The organism is Tessaracoccus yangjingae, from assembly GCF_055326235.1.
This window is the reverse complement of the sequence record NZ_JBUZNN010000002.1, coordinates 359241-376761: the sequence shown is the minus strand read 5'-3', so window position 1 is coordinate 376761 and position 17521 is coordinate 359241. Positions and strand designations below refer to the sequence as shown.

General features: G+C 70.1%; 17 protein-coding genes. 2 read left to right on the top strand and 15 right to left on the bottom strand.

Going from position 1 to position 17521, the window contains the following annotated elements:
- Nucleotides 1–3 precede the first annotated feature (3 nt).
- From ACZK5D_RS04630 to purU, 9 genes are all read right to left on the bottom strand, one after another.
- Complete coding sequence (locus tag ACZK5D_RS04630) at nucleotides 4–1074, bottom strand: adenosine deaminase (protein ID WP_463664430.1); 1071 nt, start codon at nucleotides 1072–1074, stop codon at nucleotides 4–6.
- A 10-nt stretch (nucleotides 1075–1084) separates the two neighbouring features.
- Entirely contained in the window at nucleotides 1085–1498 is a 414-nt protein-coding gene (locus ACZK5D_RS04625; protein ID WP_463664429.1) for a cytidine deaminase, read from the bottom strand.
- The gene (locus ACZK5D_RS04620) at nucleotides 1498–2790 is read right to left on the bottom strand and encodes an ABC transporter permease (protein ID WP_458996358.1); all 1293 of its coding nucleotides are present in this window, start codon (nucleotides 2788–2790) and stop codon (nucleotides 1498–1500) included. The genes ACZK5D_RS04625 and ACZK5D_RS04620 overlap by 1 nt, the downstream gene beginning before the upstream one ends.
- Complete coding sequence (locus ACZK5D_RS04615) at nucleotides 2787–3974, bottom strand: ABC transporter permease (RefSeq protein WP_463664428.1); 1188 nt, start codon at nucleotides 3972–3974, stop codon at nucleotides 2787–2789. The genes ACZK5D_RS04620 and ACZK5D_RS04615 overlap by 4 nt, the downstream gene beginning before the upstream one ends.
- Nucleotides 3971–5518: an ABC transporter ATP-binding protein gene (locus tag ACZK5D_RS04610; RefSeq protein WP_463664540.1), complete on the bottom strand. Its 1548-nt coding sequence runs from the start codon at nucleotides 5516–5518 to the stop codon at nucleotides 3971–3973. The genes ACZK5D_RS04615 and ACZK5D_RS04610 overlap by 4 nt, the downstream gene beginning before the upstream one ends.
- A 106-nt stretch (nucleotides 5519–5624) precedes the next feature.
- On the bottom strand, nucleotides 5625–6752 hold the full coding sequence (locus tag ACZK5D_RS04605) for a BMP family lipoprotein (protein ID WP_458996356.1): 1128 nt from the start codon (nucleotides 6750–6752) through the stop codon (nucleotides 5625–5627).
- 110 nt (nucleotides 6753–6862) lie between these two features.
- Nucleotides 6863–8080 (bottom strand): phosphotransferase, encoded by a 1218-nt coding sequence (locus tag ACZK5D_RS04600; protein ID WP_463664427.1) that lies wholly within the window; start codon nucleotides 8078–8080, stop codon nucleotides 6863–6865.
- On the bottom strand, nucleotides 8073–9413 hold the full coding sequence (locus tag ACZK5D_RS04595) for a hemolysin family protein (RefSeq protein ID WP_463664539.1): 1341 nt from the start codon (nucleotides 9411–9413) through the stop codon (nucleotides 8073–8075). Before ACZK5D_RS04595 ends, ACZK5D_RS04600 begins: the two co-directional genes overlap by 8 nt.
- Nucleotides 9410–10258, bottom strand: a complete 849-nt coding sequence (gene purU, locus ACZK5D_RS04590; protein ID WP_458996499.1) for a formyltetrahydrofolate deformylase — start codon at nucleotides 10256–10258, stop codon at nucleotides 9410–9412. The genes ACZK5D_RS04595 and purU overlap by 4 nt, the downstream gene beginning before the upstream one ends.
- Nucleotides 10259–10413: 155 nt before the next feature.
- On the opposite strand from purU, the gene ACZK5D_RS04585 reads away from it, so the two are divergent.
- Both ACZK5D_RS04585 and ACZK5D_RS04580 read left to right on the top strand, forming a co-directional pair.
- Entirely contained in the window at nucleotides 10414–10764 is a 351-nt protein-coding gene (locus ACZK5D_RS04585) for a DUF485 domain-containing protein (RefSeq protein ID WP_458996354.1), read from the top strand.
- Entirely contained in the window at nucleotides 10761–12368 is a 1608-nt protein-coding gene (locus ACZK5D_RS04580; RefSeq protein ID WP_458996353.1) for a monocarboxylic acid transporter, read from the top strand. Before ACZK5D_RS04585 ends, ACZK5D_RS04580 begins: the two co-directional genes overlap by 4 nt.
- Before the next feature lie 69 nt (nucleotides 12369–12437).
- Here ACZK5D_RS04580 and ACZK5D_RS04575 read toward each other — a convergent pair whose 3' ends face one another.
- The 6 genes from ACZK5D_RS04575 to purN all read right to left on the bottom strand — a co-directional run bounded on the left by ACZK5D_RS04575 (nucleotide 12438) and on the right by purN (nucleotide 17470).
- Nucleotides 12438–13427, bottom strand: a complete 990-nt coding sequence (locus tag ACZK5D_RS04575) for a malate dehydrogenase (RefSeq protein ID WP_463664426.1) — start codon at nucleotides 13425–13427, stop codon at nucleotides 12438–12440.
- Nucleotides 13428–13516: 89 nt separating this feature from the next.
- A complete protein-coding gene (locus tag ACZK5D_RS04570) occupies nucleotides 13517–14164 on the bottom strand; it encodes a vitamin K epoxide reductase family protein (protein WP_458996351.1) in 648 nt (215 codons plus the stop codon).
- Between the two features lie 23 nt (nucleotides 14165–14187).
- Complete coding sequence (locus ACZK5D_RS04565) at nucleotides 14188–14481, bottom strand: DUF3017 domain-containing protein (protein ID WP_458996350.1); 294 nt, start codon at nucleotides 14479–14481, stop codon at nucleotides 14188–14190.
- Nucleotides 14471–15325 carry a bifunctional methylenetetrahydrofolate dehydrogenase/methenyltetrahydrofolate cyclohydrolase gene (locus ACZK5D_RS04560; protein WP_458996349.1) on the bottom strand — a complete coding sequence of 285 codons (855 nt, stop codon included), beginning with the start codon at nucleotides 15323–15325 and terminating at the stop codon, nucleotides 14471–14473. The genes ACZK5D_RS04565 and ACZK5D_RS04560 overlap by 11 nt, the downstream gene beginning before the upstream one ends.
- Before the next feature lie 13 nt (nucleotides 15326–15338).
- Nucleotides 15339–16898: a bifunctional phosphoribosylaminoimidazolecarboxamide formyltransferase/IMP cyclohydrolase gene (purH, locus tag ACZK5D_RS04555; RefSeq protein WP_458996348.1), complete on the bottom strand. Its 1560-nt coding sequence runs from the start codon at nucleotides 16896–16898 to the stop codon at nucleotides 15339–15341.
- A complete protein-coding gene (gene purN, locus ACZK5D_RS04550; RefSeq protein WP_463664425.1) occupies nucleotides 16895–17470 on the bottom strand; it encodes a phosphoribosylglycinamide formyltransferase in 576 nt (191 codons plus the stop codon). Before purN ends, purH begins: the two co-directional genes overlap by 4 nt.
- Nucleotides 17471–17521: the final 51 nt, after the last annotated feature.

Sequence of the window (17521 nt, the reverse complement as noted above, 5' to 3'; positions counted from 1 at the left end):
GGATCAACGGGCCGCCGCGTAGGCGGGAAGGATGAGCTCGCCCACGATCCGCTCGCGCTGGTCGTGCGGGAGGAAGGCCGCCCGCATCGCGCGGACGGTGGCGAGCTCGACGTCGTCGAGCGTCCAGCCGAAGGTGTCACTCAGCAGGGCGAACTCCCGCGACATCGTCGTGGCGCTCATGAGCCTGTTGTCGCAGTTGACCGTCACGTTGAAGTCCAGGCGGTGCAGCAGGTCGACGGGGTGCTCCGCCATCCTGGCCGCGATGCCGGTCTGCAGGTTCGACGACGGCGAGACCTCCAGCGAGATGCGCGCGTCTCGGACGTAGGCGGCCAGTCGTCCGAGCCGCGGGCCCTCGGCCGTGGCCTCGATGTCCTCGACGATCCGCACGCCGTGCCCGAGCCTTGCCGCTCCACAGACCTGGACCGCCTCCCAGATCGACGGCAGGCCGTACGCCTCGCCGGCATGGATGGTGAAGAACATGTTGTCGTGCCGGAGTTGCCGGAACGCCTCGACGAACCGCGACGGCGGGAACCCGTCCTCCGCGCCGGCGATGTCGAAGCCGCACACCGACTCGTCGCGGTAGCGCACCGCCAGCTCGGCCACGTCTGTCGACGGCTCGGAGTGCCGCATCGAGGTGAGGATCTGCTGCGCCACGATCAGGTGGCCCGCGGCGGAGGCCACCGCCATGCCCGAGGCCAGGCCGTCGCGGACGGACTCGACGATGTTCTCCAGGGACATGCCCAGCCGCTGGTGCTGGCGCGGCGCGTAGCGGGCCTCCGCGTAGACCACCCCGTCGGCGGCCTGATCCACGACGAACTCGTGCGCCACGCGCTCGAGCTGCTCCGGGGTCTGCATGGCGGCCACGGTGTGCTCGAACGTCTCCAGGTAGCGCACCAGGGAGCCGGAGTCCGCCGCCTCGAAGAACCACTCCCGCAACGCGTCGGGATCGGTGGTGGGCAGCTGGTGGCCGTTGGCGGCGCAGTGCTCGATGACGGTCTCGGGGCGGAGCCCGCCGTCGAGATGGTCGTGGAGCGCCACCTTGGGCAGCGGCCTGAGGTCGTCGATGGAGAGCATGCCGGTCAGGTTAGCGAACCGACGGGGCGACGGCGTCGAGGTCGTCCGGGCCGAAGGCCTGCGGAAGCATGGCGGCCAGGGTGAGGATCCCGGCGGGCGTCTCCATGAGGAGCCCGCTCCCTCCGTGCTCGAAGAGCAGCTGCCGGCAGCGGCCGCAGGGAGTGATGACGTCCCCGTCGCCGTTGACGCAGGTGAACGCAACCAGGCGGCCTCCCCCACCCGCGACGAGGTCCGAGATCAGGCCGCACTCGGCGCACAACGTCACGCCGTAGGCGGCGTTCTCCACGTTGCAGCCCCCCACCACGCGCCCGTCGTCCACCAGCGCCGCCGCCCCGACCTGGTAGTTCGAGTACGGCGCGTAGGCCCGCCTGGAGCGCTCGACCGCCACGGCGCGGAGCGCGCCCCAGTCCACACCGCCGCTCATCAGTGGCTCTTGACGAAGTGCGCGCCGTCCGCCGCCGGGGGCCGGACGCGGCCCACGAGGCCGGCCACGGCGATGATGGTGGCCAGGTAGGGCAGCATCTCGATGAAGTCGCTGGGGATCGGCAGCTGCATCAGCTTGGTGGTCTGCGCCAGGGCGCGGGCGAAGCCGAAGAACAGCGCCATCAGCGCCGCGAGGACGGGGTTCCACCGGCCCATGATCACCGCGGCCAGCGCGATGAACCCGTTACCGGCGGTGGGGTTGTTGTCCTGGAAGGCGCCCACGGACCCGATCGTGAAGTAGGCGCCGCCGAGGCCGGCGAAGACGCCGCCGAGCAGGACGGCGGAGGCCTTCGTCCAGATCACGTTGATGCCCACGGTGTCCGCCGCGTGCGGGTGCTCACCCACCGAGCGGACCCGGAGCCCCCAGATGGTGCGGTACAGCAGGAACCACACCAGCGGGACGGCCAGGAGTCCGAGGTAGGTCAGCGGCTTCTGGGTGAACAGGATGGGGCCGAGGAACGGGATCGACTCCAGCCCCGGGATGCGCCAGGCCTGCATCGGGGAGACGAAGCTGTAGGCCTCCATGTTCTTGGCCACGAGCTGCTGGTAGATGAATCCGGTCAGGCCGGTGGCGAGCAGGTTGATCACCACGCCGATGATCACGTGGTCCACGAGGTACTTCAGCGTGAACAGCGCCAGCACGCAGGCCATGAGCACGCCGGCGAGGGCGGCCGCGAACAGTGCGGCCACGAAGGACTGGGTGATGGAGTAGGTCAGCGAGGCCGAGAACGCCGCGGTGAGGAACATGCCCTCGATGGCGATGTTGACCACGCCCGCCCGCTCGGCGAGCACGCCGCTCAGGACCCCGAACAGGAGGGGGGTGGCGTACTCGAGGGTGAGGTTGAGCTGGCTGGTGAGCGTGAACGGCAGGGTGGAGCTGGCCGCCGCCCAGACGATGAACCCGACGAGGACGCCGACGCCCGCCGCGACACCGGCCGCCGTGCGCAACCCCCGGCTCAGCCGCCCGGACAGGAATCCGATGCCGGCACCCAGCACCAGAAGTGCGCAGAACAGCACCGTGGCCGTGCCGGGGACCTCGAGGGTGGGGAGCTTGACGTCGGCGAACGCGTCGGACAGCGCGATCAGGCCGGACTTGTCGACGGTGAACGCCATCCAGAGGAGCAGCACGCCGATGACGGTGATCAGGACTCCGGTGGAGAGCCTCTGGGCGCGCTTCTCGGGGGATTCGACGATGGTCTTCTCCACCGTCGTGGGGATGATGTCGACGCTCACGCCTGTGCCACCTTCGCGCTCGGTTCCGATGCTTGCCTGACCTTGCGTTCACGCAGGAACGGCAGCAGCCACACGACGAAGGCGGGGGCTGCCACGAACAACACGATGAGCGCCTGGATGAGGTCGGTCAGCCGGTCCGGCGTGTTGGCCATGGTGACCATCGTCCGGCGCGACGCCTTCAGCGCGCCGAAGAGGAGGCCGGCGAAGACCACCCCGAGCGGCCGCGAGCGGCCCAGGAGCGCCACGGTGATCGCGTCGAAGCCCAGGGTGCCGACGATCGTGCCGGTCATCTGGGGCGGGAAGCCCGTCAGCAGCTCGGGGGCGGTGACGACGAGGACGCCGGCCAGGCCCGCCAGGCCGCCCGCCAGGGCCATGGTCAGGACGGTCACCGTGGAGACGCTGGCGCCCGCCGTGGCGGCGGCGTTGGGGTTCAGGCCCACCGCCTTGAGGTGGATGCCGAACTTCGTGCGCTCCAACAGCCACCAGACGGCGGCGGCCGCCAGCAGCGCCAGCACGAAGCCGAGGTGCAGCCGGGTGCCGTCGATGCGGGGCATGGTGGCGGTCCACTCCAGGACCGGCGAGATGGGATCCGCGCGCCCGGGCGCCTGGAAGGCCTCCTGCAGCATGAAGAACGCCAGGAGGCTGCCCGCGATGTAGTTCATCATGATGGTCACGATCACCTCGTGCGCGCCGGTGCGCGCCTTCAGCACGCCGACGATGCCGCCCCAGACCGCGCCCGCGAGGAGGCCGACGGCGATGACCAGGGGGAGGTGGAGGAAGATCGGCAGGCCCTTGACGGTGAACCCGATGAAGGCGCCTGTGAGCGCCCCCATCATGGCCTGGCCCTGGGCGCCGATGTTGAACAGCCCGGCGCGGAACGCCACCGCGACACCGAGGCCCGCGGCGATCAGGGGCGCGGCCTCCGCGGTGGTGTTGGTGATGGCCACCCAGGAGCCCATCGAGCCGACCCACATGGCGTAGAACGTGGTGGACACCTTGGCCCAGCTGGCCGACAGCGCGTCCCCGGGCTGCGCGAAGAAGTAGGCCCAGGTGGCCGCGACCTCGGCGTCGGAGACGATCATCACGACGGCGCTGACCAGGAAGGCCAGCACCAGCGAGGCGACGGTGATGATCAGGGTGTTGACCCACTCGGGCCGGTGCTTGACGGTGGCGGCCTGGCTCATGCGCGTGCTCCCTCGATGGTGGCGACGGCCTCGTCGTAGCCGATGCCGGCCATCATGAGGCCCAGGACGTCGCGTGGGGTGTCCGGGGCGACGATGCCGACGATCCGGCCGCGGTACATCACCGCGATCCTGTCCGCCAGCGACTCGACCTCCTCGAGCTCGGTGGAGACGATGAGCACCGCGGTGCCCTTGTCGCGCTCCTCGACGATGCGTCCGTGCAGGAACTCGATGGCCCCGACGTCCACCCCGCGGGTGGGCTGGCTGGCCAGTAGCAGCGTCAACGGGCGCGACAGCTCGCGGGCCAGCACCACCTTCTGCTGGTTGCCGCCGGAGAGGGACCTGACCGGCTGCGTGTGGGAGCCGCTGGTGCGGATGTCGAACTCCGCGATCCGCGCGTCAGCGTTCTCGGCGATGCTCTTCAGATCGAGCGAGCCCCTGCGGCTGAACGCGTCGAGGTTGTTGAGCACGAGGTTCTCCGCGATCGAGAACTCGCCCACGAAGCCGTCCCGGTGCCGGTCCTCGGGCACGTAGCCGAGGCCCGCCTCGATGGTGGCGGCGGGCTTGCCGTGGGTGATGTCCACGCCGTCGAGGGTGGCGCGGCCGGAGAGCGGCTGCATGGTGCCCAGCAGCGCCTCCGCCAGCTCGGTCTGCCCGTTGCCCTGCACGCCGGCGATGACCACGATCTCGCCGCCGCGCACCGTGAGCGACAGCTTGTCGACGGCGACGGCGCCCGACGGGCTGGCGACGGTGAGGTCCTCGACGACGAGCCGGTCGGGGCCAGGCTCGGCGGGCTTCTTGCGCACCTTGAGGTCCACGGCGCGCCCCACCATCATCGAGGCGAGCTCCGCCTCGGAGTCCCCGGGTTCGGCGGTGCCCACCACCTTGCCGCGGCGGATGACGGTGATGTCGTCGGCCACCTCGCGCACCTCGCGCAGCTTGTGGGTGATGAAGATGATGGCGCGACCCTCGTCGCGCAGTGCCTGCATGACGGCCATCAGCTCGTTGATCTCCTGGGGCGTGAGCACGGCGGTGGGCTCGTCGAAGATCAGGTAGGTGGCGTCGTTGGCGAGTGCCTTGAGGATCTCCACGCGCTGCTGGATGCCGACCGGCAGGTCCTCGACGAGGGCGTCGGGATCCACGTCCAGCTTGTAGCGGGCGCTGAGGTCCCGCACGCGGGCACGCGCCGCGTTGATGTCGAGACGGCCGCCGCGGCCGGGCTCGTGGCCCAGCACCATGTTCTCGGCGACGGTGAAGACCGGGATGAGCATGAAGTGCTGATGCACCATGCCGATGCCGGCAGCCATGGCCTGCTTGGGGTTGGTGAGCCTGAGCACCTCGTCGCCCAGGCGGATCTCGCCCGAGTCCGGCTGCAGCAGCCCGAACAGGATGTTCATGAGCGTGGACTTGCCCGCGCCGTTCTCACCGAGCAGGCAGTGGATCCTCCCCGGCACGGCCTCGATGCTGATCGAGTCGTTCGCGGTGAGGGAACCGAACCGTTTGGTGATCCCTTCCAGGGACAACACGGGGGTCCGCGGGGTTGTCATCGCTGACACGTGCTCCTCCTTGGCCGACATGGCGTGACAGAAAGCGTAGCGGGAGGGGCACTGACGCGCCCCTCCCGCTGTTGACTTCGCGGCTAGCCGCCCAGGATCACTTGGGCTGGCTCGGCGAGGTGATGGTGATGGTGCCGCTGATGATGTCGGCCTTGATCTGCTCCAGCTCGGACTTCAGCTCGTCGGAGACCTTGGCCTCGAAGTCGTGGAACGGGGCCAGCGAGACGCCGTCGTTCTCCAGGGTGCCCACGTAGGGGTCCGAGGAGAAGGAGCCGTCCATGGCGGCCTTGATGGCCTCGAAGACGGCCACGTCCATGCCCTTCTGGACCGAGGTCATGATCTGGGGCCCGAACTCGGGCGCGGAGATGAAGCCGTCGGTGTCCACCCAGATGGCGTTGACCTTGCCGTTGGACTCCTTGGCGGCCTGCAGGGCGCCGAGGCCGGCGGGGCCGGCGACGGGGAGGATGATGTCCGCCCCCTGGGCGATCAGGGTGCTGGCGGTGTTCTTGCCGCCGGGGATGTCACCGAACGGGTTGTTGCCGCCCACGAACTGGCCGTCCTGCTTGGCCTCGTCCCACCCGATCAGCTTGACGTCTCCGCCCTTCTGCTCGTTGTAGTACTTGATGCCCTGCGCGAAGCCGTCCATGAAGATGGTCACGGTGGGGTACTTGGCGCCGCCGAAGGTGCCGACGGTGCCCGTCTGGGTCATGCCCGCGGCCAGGTAGCCGGCCATGAAGGAGGGCTGCGCCGTGTTGAAGATCAGGCCCTTGGCGTTGTCGACGCCCTCGAAGGACGAGTTGTCGACGATGGCGAAGTTGACCTCGGGGTTCTGCTTCGCGGCCGCCTCGGTCGCCGTGGCCAGCGCGAAGCCGACGGTGATGACGATGTTGCAGTTGGCGTCGATCATCGACTGCACGTTGCCGGCGTACTCGCCCTCGGCGTTGGACTCGATCTGGTTGGTCTGGATGCCCAGCTCGTCCTTGGCCTGCATCATGCCGTTGTAGGCGGTCTCGTTGAACGACTTGTCGTCGAAGCCGCCCGCGTCGGAGACCATGCACGCGGTGAAGTCCGACTCCGCCGCCGGGGCGGAGGACTCCGGGGCGCTGGCCGAGGCGCTGTCCGTGGCCGCGGGTGACGTGGTGGCGCTCGGCGGCGCGGCGCAGCCGGCGAGAGTGAGAGCGGACGCGGCAGACAGCGCGAGGACGCTCAACAGGGACTTCTTCACGAAGCTTCCTCCTTGACGGGAAATTAGTTGCGTGACGGACCTTACCCTGGCGGGCCCGAGACGTCGCTACCCGGAACTTGATCGTTATAAACACGCAACAATGCGGCGCCTCAGCCGGGCGAGACCTGCCGCACCAGGGCGCCCGCCGAGCGCACCATCGCCACGGTCTGCTGGCGCCAGTCCACGTCCTGGCTGCGGTAGGGCCCCGTCGCCAGCGAGATCACCACGGCGGCCGCCCGCAGGCGCAGCTCGACGGGGTCGACGCGGCGGTCGAACACCGGCACCCACCGCGTGAGGAGGTCGCGGACCTTCGCCTCCTGCTCCGGGTTCATCCGCTGGATCGTCGAGAGGTGGCCGATGAGACACGCCAGGTCGTCCGCGCGCCGTCCCGGCCCGATGGTGTCCACGTCCAGCAGTCCCACCACGCGGCCCCCCGCCACCCTCAGCTGCCCCTCATGGAAGTCGCCGTGCGTGGCCTCGACGCCCGGGGGGAACCCCGCGAGCCCGGCCGTGATCCGCGCGGTCAGCTCGGCCAGCTCGTCGCCGAGCTCGGGGAGGGTGGCGGCCACCATGGCCGAGTAGTGCGCCACGGCGTCGGCCCAGGGCGGTCGACGTTCCAACGAGGCAACCGACGCGGGCATGGAGTCAAGGAGCTCGATCAGCTGTTCCGGCGTGCACGGGTCACCCTCCTCGAACAGCGCCGTGGCCAGTGAGGTCCCGGGCAGCTCACGCAGCAGCAGCAGGTGGTCCTCCGTGGCCAGCGCCACCTCCGGGGCCGGCACGCCTGCGCGGCGCAGCATCACGTGCTTGGCGTGCACGTCGGCGAACATCCGCTCCCGGAGCACCTTGACGTAGAACACCTCGCCGGTGCCGGCGACCTCCACCCTGACGACTGCGCGCCGCCTCGGCCGGTACCCCACCATGGTGAGCGTGAGGTCCTCGGCGGCGACGCGGTGCGCGGTCACTCCCCCGGCGTTGAGCGTGTCGGCCATCCGCTCGGGGAACGCCGCCCGGGGCAGCCCCGCCAGGTCCGGGTCGAACGGGTACAGCCACACCGCGACCCGCCGGTGTCCGTCCTCGAAGATCTCGGCGCGCGAGTCCGAGGGGAGCAGCGGCCCCGTGCGGGCGCTCACCCCGAGCAGTTCGGTGCGCTCGCCGTGCGGCCACGCCACGGTCGCCAGGTAGGTGGCGGTGGTGGAGTGCTCGGGGGCCGCGTCGACGTGCTCGATGGCCCAGCTGAGCAGCTGCCCGCCCTGATGCTCGACGGCGGCGCGCAGCAGCGGCTCGACGCGGGGGCCGGTCAGCAGCCCCAGGCCGTCGTCAGGCATCGGCGTCCACCGCCGGGACGCTCTCCCGGCGCAACGAGAACCACGCCGCCCGCCGGCCGTCCATCTGCGTGGCCTCCAGGGTGAACCGGCCGGGGGTGTCGTCGTGCACGTCCTCGGCGGGCAGCGTGAAGGTGAGCGAGTCGCCCAGCTTCGGCAGCGCCCCGAGCAGGGCCATGAAGAATCCCGCCACCGTGTCGTAGGGCCCCTCCGGGATCACGTAGCCGGTCAGCTCGGCGAACTCCTCGATGGTGGTGAGGCCGTCCACCTCGTCGATCTGGCGGGGGGCCGAGTCCGCCGGGAGGTCGTACTCGTCGGTGATGTCGCCGATCAGCTCCTCCATCAGGTCCTCCAGCGTCACGATGCCGGCGGTGCCGCCGTACTCGTCGCGGACGATGGCCAGGTGCGCCCGGGCACCCCGCATGGCCGTAAGGGCCCGCAGGATCTTGACCGTCTCGGGGAGGAACAGCACCTCGCGCGCGATGCTGCCCACGTCGCCGTCGCGGGCCGTCCCCTCGATGTCCATGAGGTCGCGCACGTGGATGAAGCCGGCGAGGCGGTCCGGCGACCCGTCGGTGACCGGGTAGCGGGAGTGCGGCGCGCCGCGCACCTCGCGGTGGGCGAGCCCGATGGGCATCTCGGCGGGCAGGAAGTCCACCTCGGTGCGCGGCACCATGACCTCCCTCAGCGATCGCTCCCCGGCGTCGAACACCTCGTCGACGATGCGGCGCTCCTCCTTGCCCAGGGTGGAGGATCCGATGACCATGGCGCGGATCTCCTCGTCGGTCACGGCGTCGCGGGACAGCTTCGGGTCCCCGCCGAGGATCCGCACCAGAGCGTCGGTGGACACCCCGAGGAACCAGATGAGGGGGCGCGTGAGCGTCGCGATGCCGGACACCAGCGGCGCGAGCGTCAGGGCGAAGGACTCGGCGCGCTGCATGGCGAGCCGCTTGGCGGTGAGCTCACCCACCACGATCGAGAAGTACGAGATGACCACCGTGACCAGGACCAGCGACACGGTGCCCGAGACGGACTCGGCCATGCCCCACTCCACCAGCACCGCAGAGAGCGCGTCGGCGATGGTGGCGCCGCCGAAGGCCGCCGAGAGGAAGCCGGACAGGGTCACGCCGATCTGGACGGCGGAGAGGAATCGGTTGGGGTTGCCCGTCAGGCGCTCGATGGCCCGGCCGCGCTTGCCCTTGCCGGCGAGCTGCTTGACCTGGCTCTCGCGCAGGGTGATCAGCGCCATCTCGGCGGCGGCGAACGTGCCGCCGATGATGATGAAGACGGCGATCAGGGCGATGTCGGTCAGCACGTGGCCGGACTCCTCGGTCAGCGGAAGATGACGGTGCGGTCACCGTCGGCCAGGACGCGGTGCTCCGCGACGAGGCGCACGGCCTCGGCGAGGGTCTGCGACTCCTGGGCCTGGCCCTTGCGCACCAGCTTGGCCACGTCCATGGTGTGGTCCACCCGCACCACGTTCTGCTCGATGATCGGGCCCTCGTCGAGGTCTCCTGTGACGAAGTGCGCCGTGGCGCCGATCAGCTTGACGCCGCGGGTGTGCGCCTGGCGGTACGGGTTGGCGCCCTTGAAGCCGGGCAGGAAGGAGTGGTGGATGTTGATCGCGCGGCCTGCCAGGAACTCGCACAGCTCAGGGCTGAGGATCTGCATGTAGCGGGCCAGCACCACCAGCTCCACGCCCTCCTCGTCGACGAGGCGCCGCACCTCCGCCTCGAACTGCGGCTTGGTCTCGGCGGTGACCCCCTGGTGGGTGAAGGGCACGCCGTAGAACTCGGCCATGGGGGCAAGCACGTCGTGGTTGGCCATGATGCGCACCACGTCGATGGGCAGGTCCCCGGCGCGCCAGCGGAAGAGCAGGTCGTTGACGACGTGCCCCGCCTTCGAGGCGAGGATCAGGGTTCGCACCGGGCGGGCGGCGTCGTCGACCCGGAACCGGGCGCCCAGCTCCCCGGCGGGGCCCGCGACCGCGGAGGTCAGCGCGTCCGGCTCGGCCCCGTGCACCTCTATCCGGGTGAAGAAGTGGCCCGTGTCCGGCGAGGTGAACTGCTGGAGCTCGGTGATGTTGCCGTGCGCCGCGACGATGCCGCCGGTGATCGCGTGGACGATCCCCGGCCGGTCTGGGCAGTCGAGCGTGACGACGAGCTGATGCATGGGCGCCATGGTAGTGGTCACCCCCAGCGGCCGGTTAGCCGCGCCGGGCGCGGATTTTGGGCGACGGCGCAGCATGACCCCGCCGACTTGTTACTCTGCCTTCGCGCAACGACGCGCGACTCGACCTGTAGCAACGACGCTCAGCCCAGAGGAGACACAACTTGATGCACGAAAGCACCCCAGACGCTCCAACCGGGGAGATCCCGGCGGAAGAGTTCCACCGTGTCCAGCAGTCCCCGGAGTTCGCACGCCTCAAGCGCACCTTCCGGTCCTTCGCCTTCCCGATGACCGCCGTGTTCCTGGTCTGGTACTTCGCCTACGTCCTGGCGTCGATCTTCGCCAAGGACCTCATGATGACCGAGGTGGCGGGCAACCTCACCGTCGGCATCCTGTTCGGCCTCGGCCAGTTCGTCAGCACGTTCCTCATCACCTGGCTGTACCTGCGCCACTCGACCAGGAACGTCGATCCGCTGGCCAAGGCCCTGCGTGAGGATCTGGAGGCGAGCGCACGATGAGACTCCTCGAGACCCAGCAGCTGGGCAACCCGCTCATCAACATCGCCATCTTCGCCGCGTTCGTCGTGTTCACGATGGCTGTGGTCATCCGGGTCACCCGCGGCGGCAAGAAGAAGGCGGGAGACTTCTACACCGGCGGCGCCCAGTTCGACGGACGCCAGAACGGCTTCGCCATCGCCGGAGACTACCTCTCGGCCGCCTCGTTCCTCGGCATCGTCGGGGCCGTGGCACTGTACGGCTACGACGGCCTGCTGTACTCCGTCGGCTTCCTGGTGGCGTGGCTCGTCGCGCTGCTGCTGGTGGCCGAGCCGCTGCGCAACACCGGCAAGTACACGATGGCCGACGTGCTCAGCTTCCGCATGCGGCAGAAGCCGGTCCGCCTCGCGGCCGCCACCTCCACCCTGGCGGTCAGCTTCTTCTACCTCCTCGCGCAGATGGCCGGCGCCGGCGCCCTGGTGTCGCTGCTGCTGGGCATCGCCTCACCCATGGGCCAGAACATCGTCATCGCCATCGTCGGCCTGCTCATGGTGGGCTACGTGCTGATCGGCGGCATGAAGGGCACCACCTGGGTGCAGATGATCAAGGCCGTGCTGCTCATCCTGGGCGCGGGCGCGATGACCATCTGGGTGCTGGCCTTCGCCGGGTTCAACCTCTCCACGCTGCTGGGCGAGGCCATGGCCACCACCGCCGCCGACGGGTCCGAGGTCAACCTCCTCGCCCCGATGGAACGCTACAAGGATCCGCTGGCCCTCATCTCCATGGGCCTCGCCCTCGTGCTGGGCGCCTCCGGCCTCCCGCACGTCCTCATGCGCTTCTACACGGTGCCCACCGCGAAGGAGGCCCGCCGCTCCGTCACCTGGGCGATCGGCCTCATCGGCGCCTTCTACCTGTTCACCATGGTGCTCGGCTACGGGGCGGCCTGGCTGGTAGGCCCCAAGGCCATCTCGGAGATGCCGGGCGGGGCCAACGCGGCTGCCCCGGCGCTCGCCTACGAGCTGGGCGGCACCATCCTCATGGCCGTCATCGCGGGCGTGGCGTTCGCCACCATCCTGGCCGTCGTCGCCGGCCTCACCATCACCGCGTCGGCGTCGTTCGCGCACGACATCTACAACTCGGTGCTGAAGGACGGCAAGGCGGACCCCGCCAAGGAGGTCAAGGTCGCGCGCATCACGTCGGTGACCATCGGCCTGGTGGCCATCGTGGGCGGCATCGCCGCCAACGGCCAGAACGTCGCGTTCCTGGTGGCGCTGGCCTTCGCCGTCGCAGCCTCGGCCAACCTGCCGTCGATCCTGTACTCGCTGTACTGGAAGCGGTTCTCCACCGCCGGGGCGGTGTGGTCGATCTTCGGCGGCCTCATCACCGCGGTCACGCTGATCGTCTTCTCCCCCGCGGTGTCCGGGCTGAAGACCTCGATGTTCCCCAACGTCGACTTCGCCTGGTTCCCCATCGACAGCCCGGCGATCGTCTCCGTCCCGGTGGGCTTCTTCCTGGGCTGGCTGGGCTCGGTGCTCAGGCCGGACGGCCCGGAGGTGGCGGACCGGGCGGCCGAGATGGAGGTCCGCTCAATGACCGGCGCCGGCGCGGAGGGCGCCATCGACCACTGATCGTTCGCCCCCGACGCAGGACGGCCCGCCCCTCGATGGGGCGGGCCGTTCTGCGTGCGGTGATGCGGCTCAGATGAGCCCGAGCTCGGTGACCGCGTTGCGCTCGTCGACCAGCTCGGCGACGGAGGCGTCGATCTTCCCGCGCGAGAAGTCGTTCAGCTCCAGCCCCTGGACGATCTCGTACTTCCCATCCTTGACGGTGCACGGGAACGAGGAGATGAGGCCCTCCGGGACGCCGTACGAGCCGTCGGACGGGACGGCCATGGACACCCAGTCCCCCTCCGGCGTGCCGAGCACCCAGTCGCGCATGTGCTCGACGGTGGCGTTTGCGGCCGAGGCGGCCGACGACAGGCCGCGCGCCTCGATGATCGCCGCGCCGCGCTTGGCGACGGTGGGGATGAAGGTGTTCTCCAGCCACTCCTGGTCGTTCACGAGCTCGGCGGCGCTCTGGCCGCCCACCTTCGCGTTGAAGAGGTCCGGGTACTGCGTGGCCGAGTGGTTGCCCCAGATGGTCATGTGGCTGATGTCGGTCACGGGGCGGCCGAGCTTGGCGGCGAGCTGGGAGAGGGCCCGGTTGTGGTCCAGGCGGGTCAGCGCGTTGAACTGCTCCGCGGGGATGTCGGGGGCGTTCTGCTGGGCGATGAGCGCGTTGGTGTTGGCGGGGTTGCCCGTCACCAGCACCTTGACGTCGTCGGCGGCGACGGCGTTGAGCGCCTTGCCCTGGGCGGTGAAGATGGCGCCGTTGGCCGACAGCAGGTCTCCGCGCTCCATGCCTGCCTTGCGGGGCATCGCGCCCACCAGCATGGCCAGGTTGACGCCGTCGAAGACCTTGTTGGGATCGTCGCCGATCTCGATGTTGACCAGGTTGCCGAAGGCGCAGTCCTGGAGCTCCATGACCACGCCCTCGAGCGCCTTGAGCGCCGGGGTGATCTCCAGGAGGCGCAGCTCGATGGGGGCGTCGCCGAGCAGCGACCCGCTGGCGATCCTGAACAGCAGGCTGTAGCAGATCTGGCCTGCTGCGCCGGTGACGGCGATCTTGACGGGAGCGGCAGTGCTCACTTGTGATTCCTCTCGTGACGGTCGGTGTCGGACTCTCGACAGCGACTCTACCGGTGCGGAGGGGCACCCGTAGGCCGGGGCCGGGTCTGTCAGATGATCCGGAACACCCAGTGCGCGACCTCGATGAACACGATGATCGCCAGCCAGATCATGAGGCTGATGGCGAGCCACCCGCCGCGCACGAAAGCCAACGCCCTGGCCTGCGCCGACGGGGACAGGAACAGGTTTCCCTCCAGGATGTTCCAGTGCGTCATGGAGGTGAACACGAAGGTGGTCGACACCGTGACGAGGATGCACCAGGGGCACAGGGCCCCGATGACGAACGTGGACTGGAACAGCAGCCAGTACGCGAAGATCACGCCGAGCAGGTAGACCACGTTGGCGGTGAACATGAACCAGCGCGGGAACCGGGTGCGGGCCAACGAGGCCACCGCGATGGTCATGACCACGGGCTCGGCGATGAGGCCCAGGAAGGCGTTGGGGAAGCCGAACACGTTGGCCTGCCACGTTGAGCCCACCGTGACGCAGTCGAAGACCGCGTTGATCGAACAGCTGAGCACCACGTCGGGGTTCTGCGCGATGAGGATGGCGTCGTAGGACAGCACGAACGACGCGATCAGGCTGAGGGTGGCGAAGACCAGCATCTCGAGGAAGAGGATGGTGCGTGAGCGGGAGCTCGGCCCCAGGTCCGCGTCGATCTGGGCTCTGTCGTCCTCGAGGGCGTCGCTCTCCTGCATGGCCCCCATCGTAGGGGTGCGCCTCAACGCGACGGCGGCACCACCAGCGCCAGCACCGCGACGGCGGCGCCCATGCCCGCCATCACCACCACGTCCACCCAGCGCCGCCTCAGGGTGAGCAGGCCGGCGATCTCCCTGGGGAGCACGAGCCGCAGCAGGGCGCCCAGCAGGAGCGCGCCGGCGATCAGGAGGGCGGCGCGGCGCCAGTGCCCGAAGGCCGCGAACCCCACCCCCGCCGCCAGCACCGACAGCGAAGCAAGGAGCGGCCACGGGTTGCTGGGGTAGGAGTCCGCGGGCTTGTCGGGCCTATCCGGCATGCAGCGCTTCCGCGCGGTCCACGACGTTGCTCAGCAGCATGGCTCGTGTCATCGGGCCGACGCCGCCGGGGTTCGGGGTGACCCAGGCGGCCTTCTCCCACACGTCCGGCGCCAGATCGCCGACGGTCTTGCCGTCAACCCGGCTGACGCCGACGTCGACCAGCACGGCGCCCTCGCGGATCATGTCGGCGGTGATCATGTTCGGCACGCCGGCGGCGGCGACCACCACGTCGGCGGCCCGGGTGTGGGCGGCGAGGTCCCGCGTGCCCGTGTGGCACAGCGTCACCGTGGAGTTCTCGCTGCGCCGGGTGAGGATCAGCCCGAGCGGGCGCCCGACGGTGATGCCACGGCCCACCACGCAGACCTCGGCGCCCTTCAGCTCCACGCCGTGGCGCCTCAGAAGCTCGACGATGCCGCGCGGCGTGCACGGCAGGGTGGCAGGCTCGTTGAGCACCAGGCGGCCGAGGTTGATCGGGTGGAGGCCGTCGGCATCCTTGTCGGGATCGATGAGGCCGAGGGCCCAGTTCTCGTCGAGGTGCTTCGGGATGGGCAGCTGCACGATGTAGCCGGTGACCGCCTCGTCCGCGTTGAGCGACTCGATGGCCTCCTGCAGCTGGGCCCTGGTGGCATCCGCCGGGAGGTGCACGCGGATGGAGGCGATGCCCACCTCCTCGCAGTCGCGATGCTTCATCTTCACGTAGCTCTGGCTGGCCGGGTCGTCGCCGACGAGAACGGTGGCCAGGCCCGGCGTCACGCCGCGCTCCCGCAGCGCGGATACCCGCTGCGCCAGTTCGGTCTTGATCGCGGCCGCGGTGGCCTTGCCGTCGAGCTTCTGGGCGGTCACGAGGGCCTCCTGGTCAGTGGAAGAAGTGGCGGGTGCCGGTGAAGTACATGGTGACGCCGGCGGCGGAGACCGCGTCGATGACCTCCTGGTCACGCACCGAGCCGCCCGGCTGCACGATTGCGCTCACGCCCGCGTCGAGCAGCACCTGCGGCCCATCGGCGAACGGGAAGAACGCGTCCGAGGCGGCAACCGACCCTGCGGCCCGCTCCCCCGCGCGGTCCACCGCGAGGTGGCAGGAGTCCACCCGGTTGACCTGCCCCATCCCGACGCCGACGGAGGCGCCGCCGGAGGCCAGCAGGATGGCGTTGGACTTGACGGAGCGCACGGCCCGCCAGGCGAACGCCAGGTCCGCGAGCGTGGCCTCGTCCGCGGGCTCGCCGGCCGCCAGGGTCCAGGCCGACGGGTCGTCGCCGGGGGCGTCGATGGCGTCGGACTGCTGCAGCAGCAGCCCGCCGTCGATCTGGCGCAGCGAGATGCCGGAGTTGTCGGCGTCCTGGGCCAGGAGGATGCGCAGGTTCTTCTTGGCGGAGAGCACCTCGACGGCGCCCTCCTCGTACCCGGGGGCCACGATCACCTCGGTGAACACCTCCGAGACCTGGCGCGCCATGTCCACGCTCACCGGCCGGTTGGCCGCGATCACGCCACCGAACGCGGAGACCGGATCGCAGGCATGGGCCAGACGGTGGGCCTCGGCCACGTCCGCGCCCACCGCGATGCCGCAGGGGTTGGCGTGCTTGATGATGGCCACCGCCGGAGCGGAGAAGTCGTACGCGGCGCGGCGCGCGGCGTCGGCGTCGACGTAGTTGTTGTAGCTCATCTCCTTGCCGTGGAGCTGCGTGGCGTCCGCGAGGCCGTCGGTCCCGTCGCCGTTGCGGTACACCGCGGCCGACTGGTGCGAGTTCTCCCCGTAGCGCAGGCTCGCGACCTTGTGCCAGGTGGCACCCACCCAGGCGGGGAAGCCCGAGCCGCCCGAGGTGTCGGTGACCACGTTGCCCATCCAGGAGGCGACCGCCACGTCGTAGGTGGCGGTGTGCACGAAGGCGGCGGCGGCGAGCTGCTTGCGCTCGGCGAGGGTGAATCCCCCGGCGGCCAGGGCGGACCGCAGCATGGGGTACTGCTCGGCGGAGGTGATCACGGCGACGGAGGCGTGGTTCTTGGCCGCCGCGCGCACCATCGTGGGGCCGCCGATGTCGATCTGCTCGACGCACTCGTCCTCCGAGGCGCCGGAGGCGACGGTGGCCGCGAACGGGTAGAGGTTGGTGATCACCAGGTCGAAGGGGGCCACGCCGAGCTCCTCCAGCTGGGCGCGGTGCGAGTCGAGGCGCCGGTCGGCCAGGATGCCGGCGTGCACGCGGGGGTGCAGCGTCTTGACCCGGCCGTCGAGGCACTCGGGGAAGCCTGTGAGCTCCTCGACGGGGGTCACCGCCACACCCGCGTCGGCGAGGGTGCGGGCCGTCGACCCTGTGGACACGATCTCGACTCCGGCGCCCTGCAGCTCGCGCCCGAGGTCCACCAGCCCCGTCTTGTCGTAGACGGAGACCAACGCTCGGCGCAGCGGGATCTGATCGGTCACGGATTCTCCTTCGTCCAAGCGGCCACGGCCTCCACCAGGAGGCGCCGCTCAACCACCTTGATGCGTTCGTGCAGGGACTCGACGTCATCCCCGGGCAGCACGTCCACGGCGCCCTGCGACAGGATCCTACCGGTGTCCACACCGGCGTCGACCAGGAAGACGGTGGCCCCGGAGATCTTCACTCCGGCCCTCAGCGCGTCGCGCGGGCCGTGGATGCCCGGGAAGCTGGGCAGGAGGGCCGGATGGGTGTTGATGGTGCGCCCGCCGAATCGCTCGAGGAAAACGGGTCCCAGCAGCTTCATGAAGCCGGCGGAGGCCACCAGGTCCGGGTGGAAGGAGTCCACGATGTCGCGCAGCGCCGCGTCCCACACCGCGCGGTCCGAGCCCTTGGCCAGGGGGTGCGCCACCGCCGGGATGCCGCGCAGCCGCGCCCGCTCCAGCCCGTGGGCGTGCTCCTGATCGGAGACCACCGCCACCACGCGGGCGTCCACGCCGCCTGCGTCGATGGCATCGAACAGCGCCTGGCACAGGGTGCCGGAGCCGGACAGCAGGACGACGACGCGGGTGGTCACCCGCACATCCTAAGGGAGCACTGATCAATGCTGTTCTCGGCGAGGACGTAC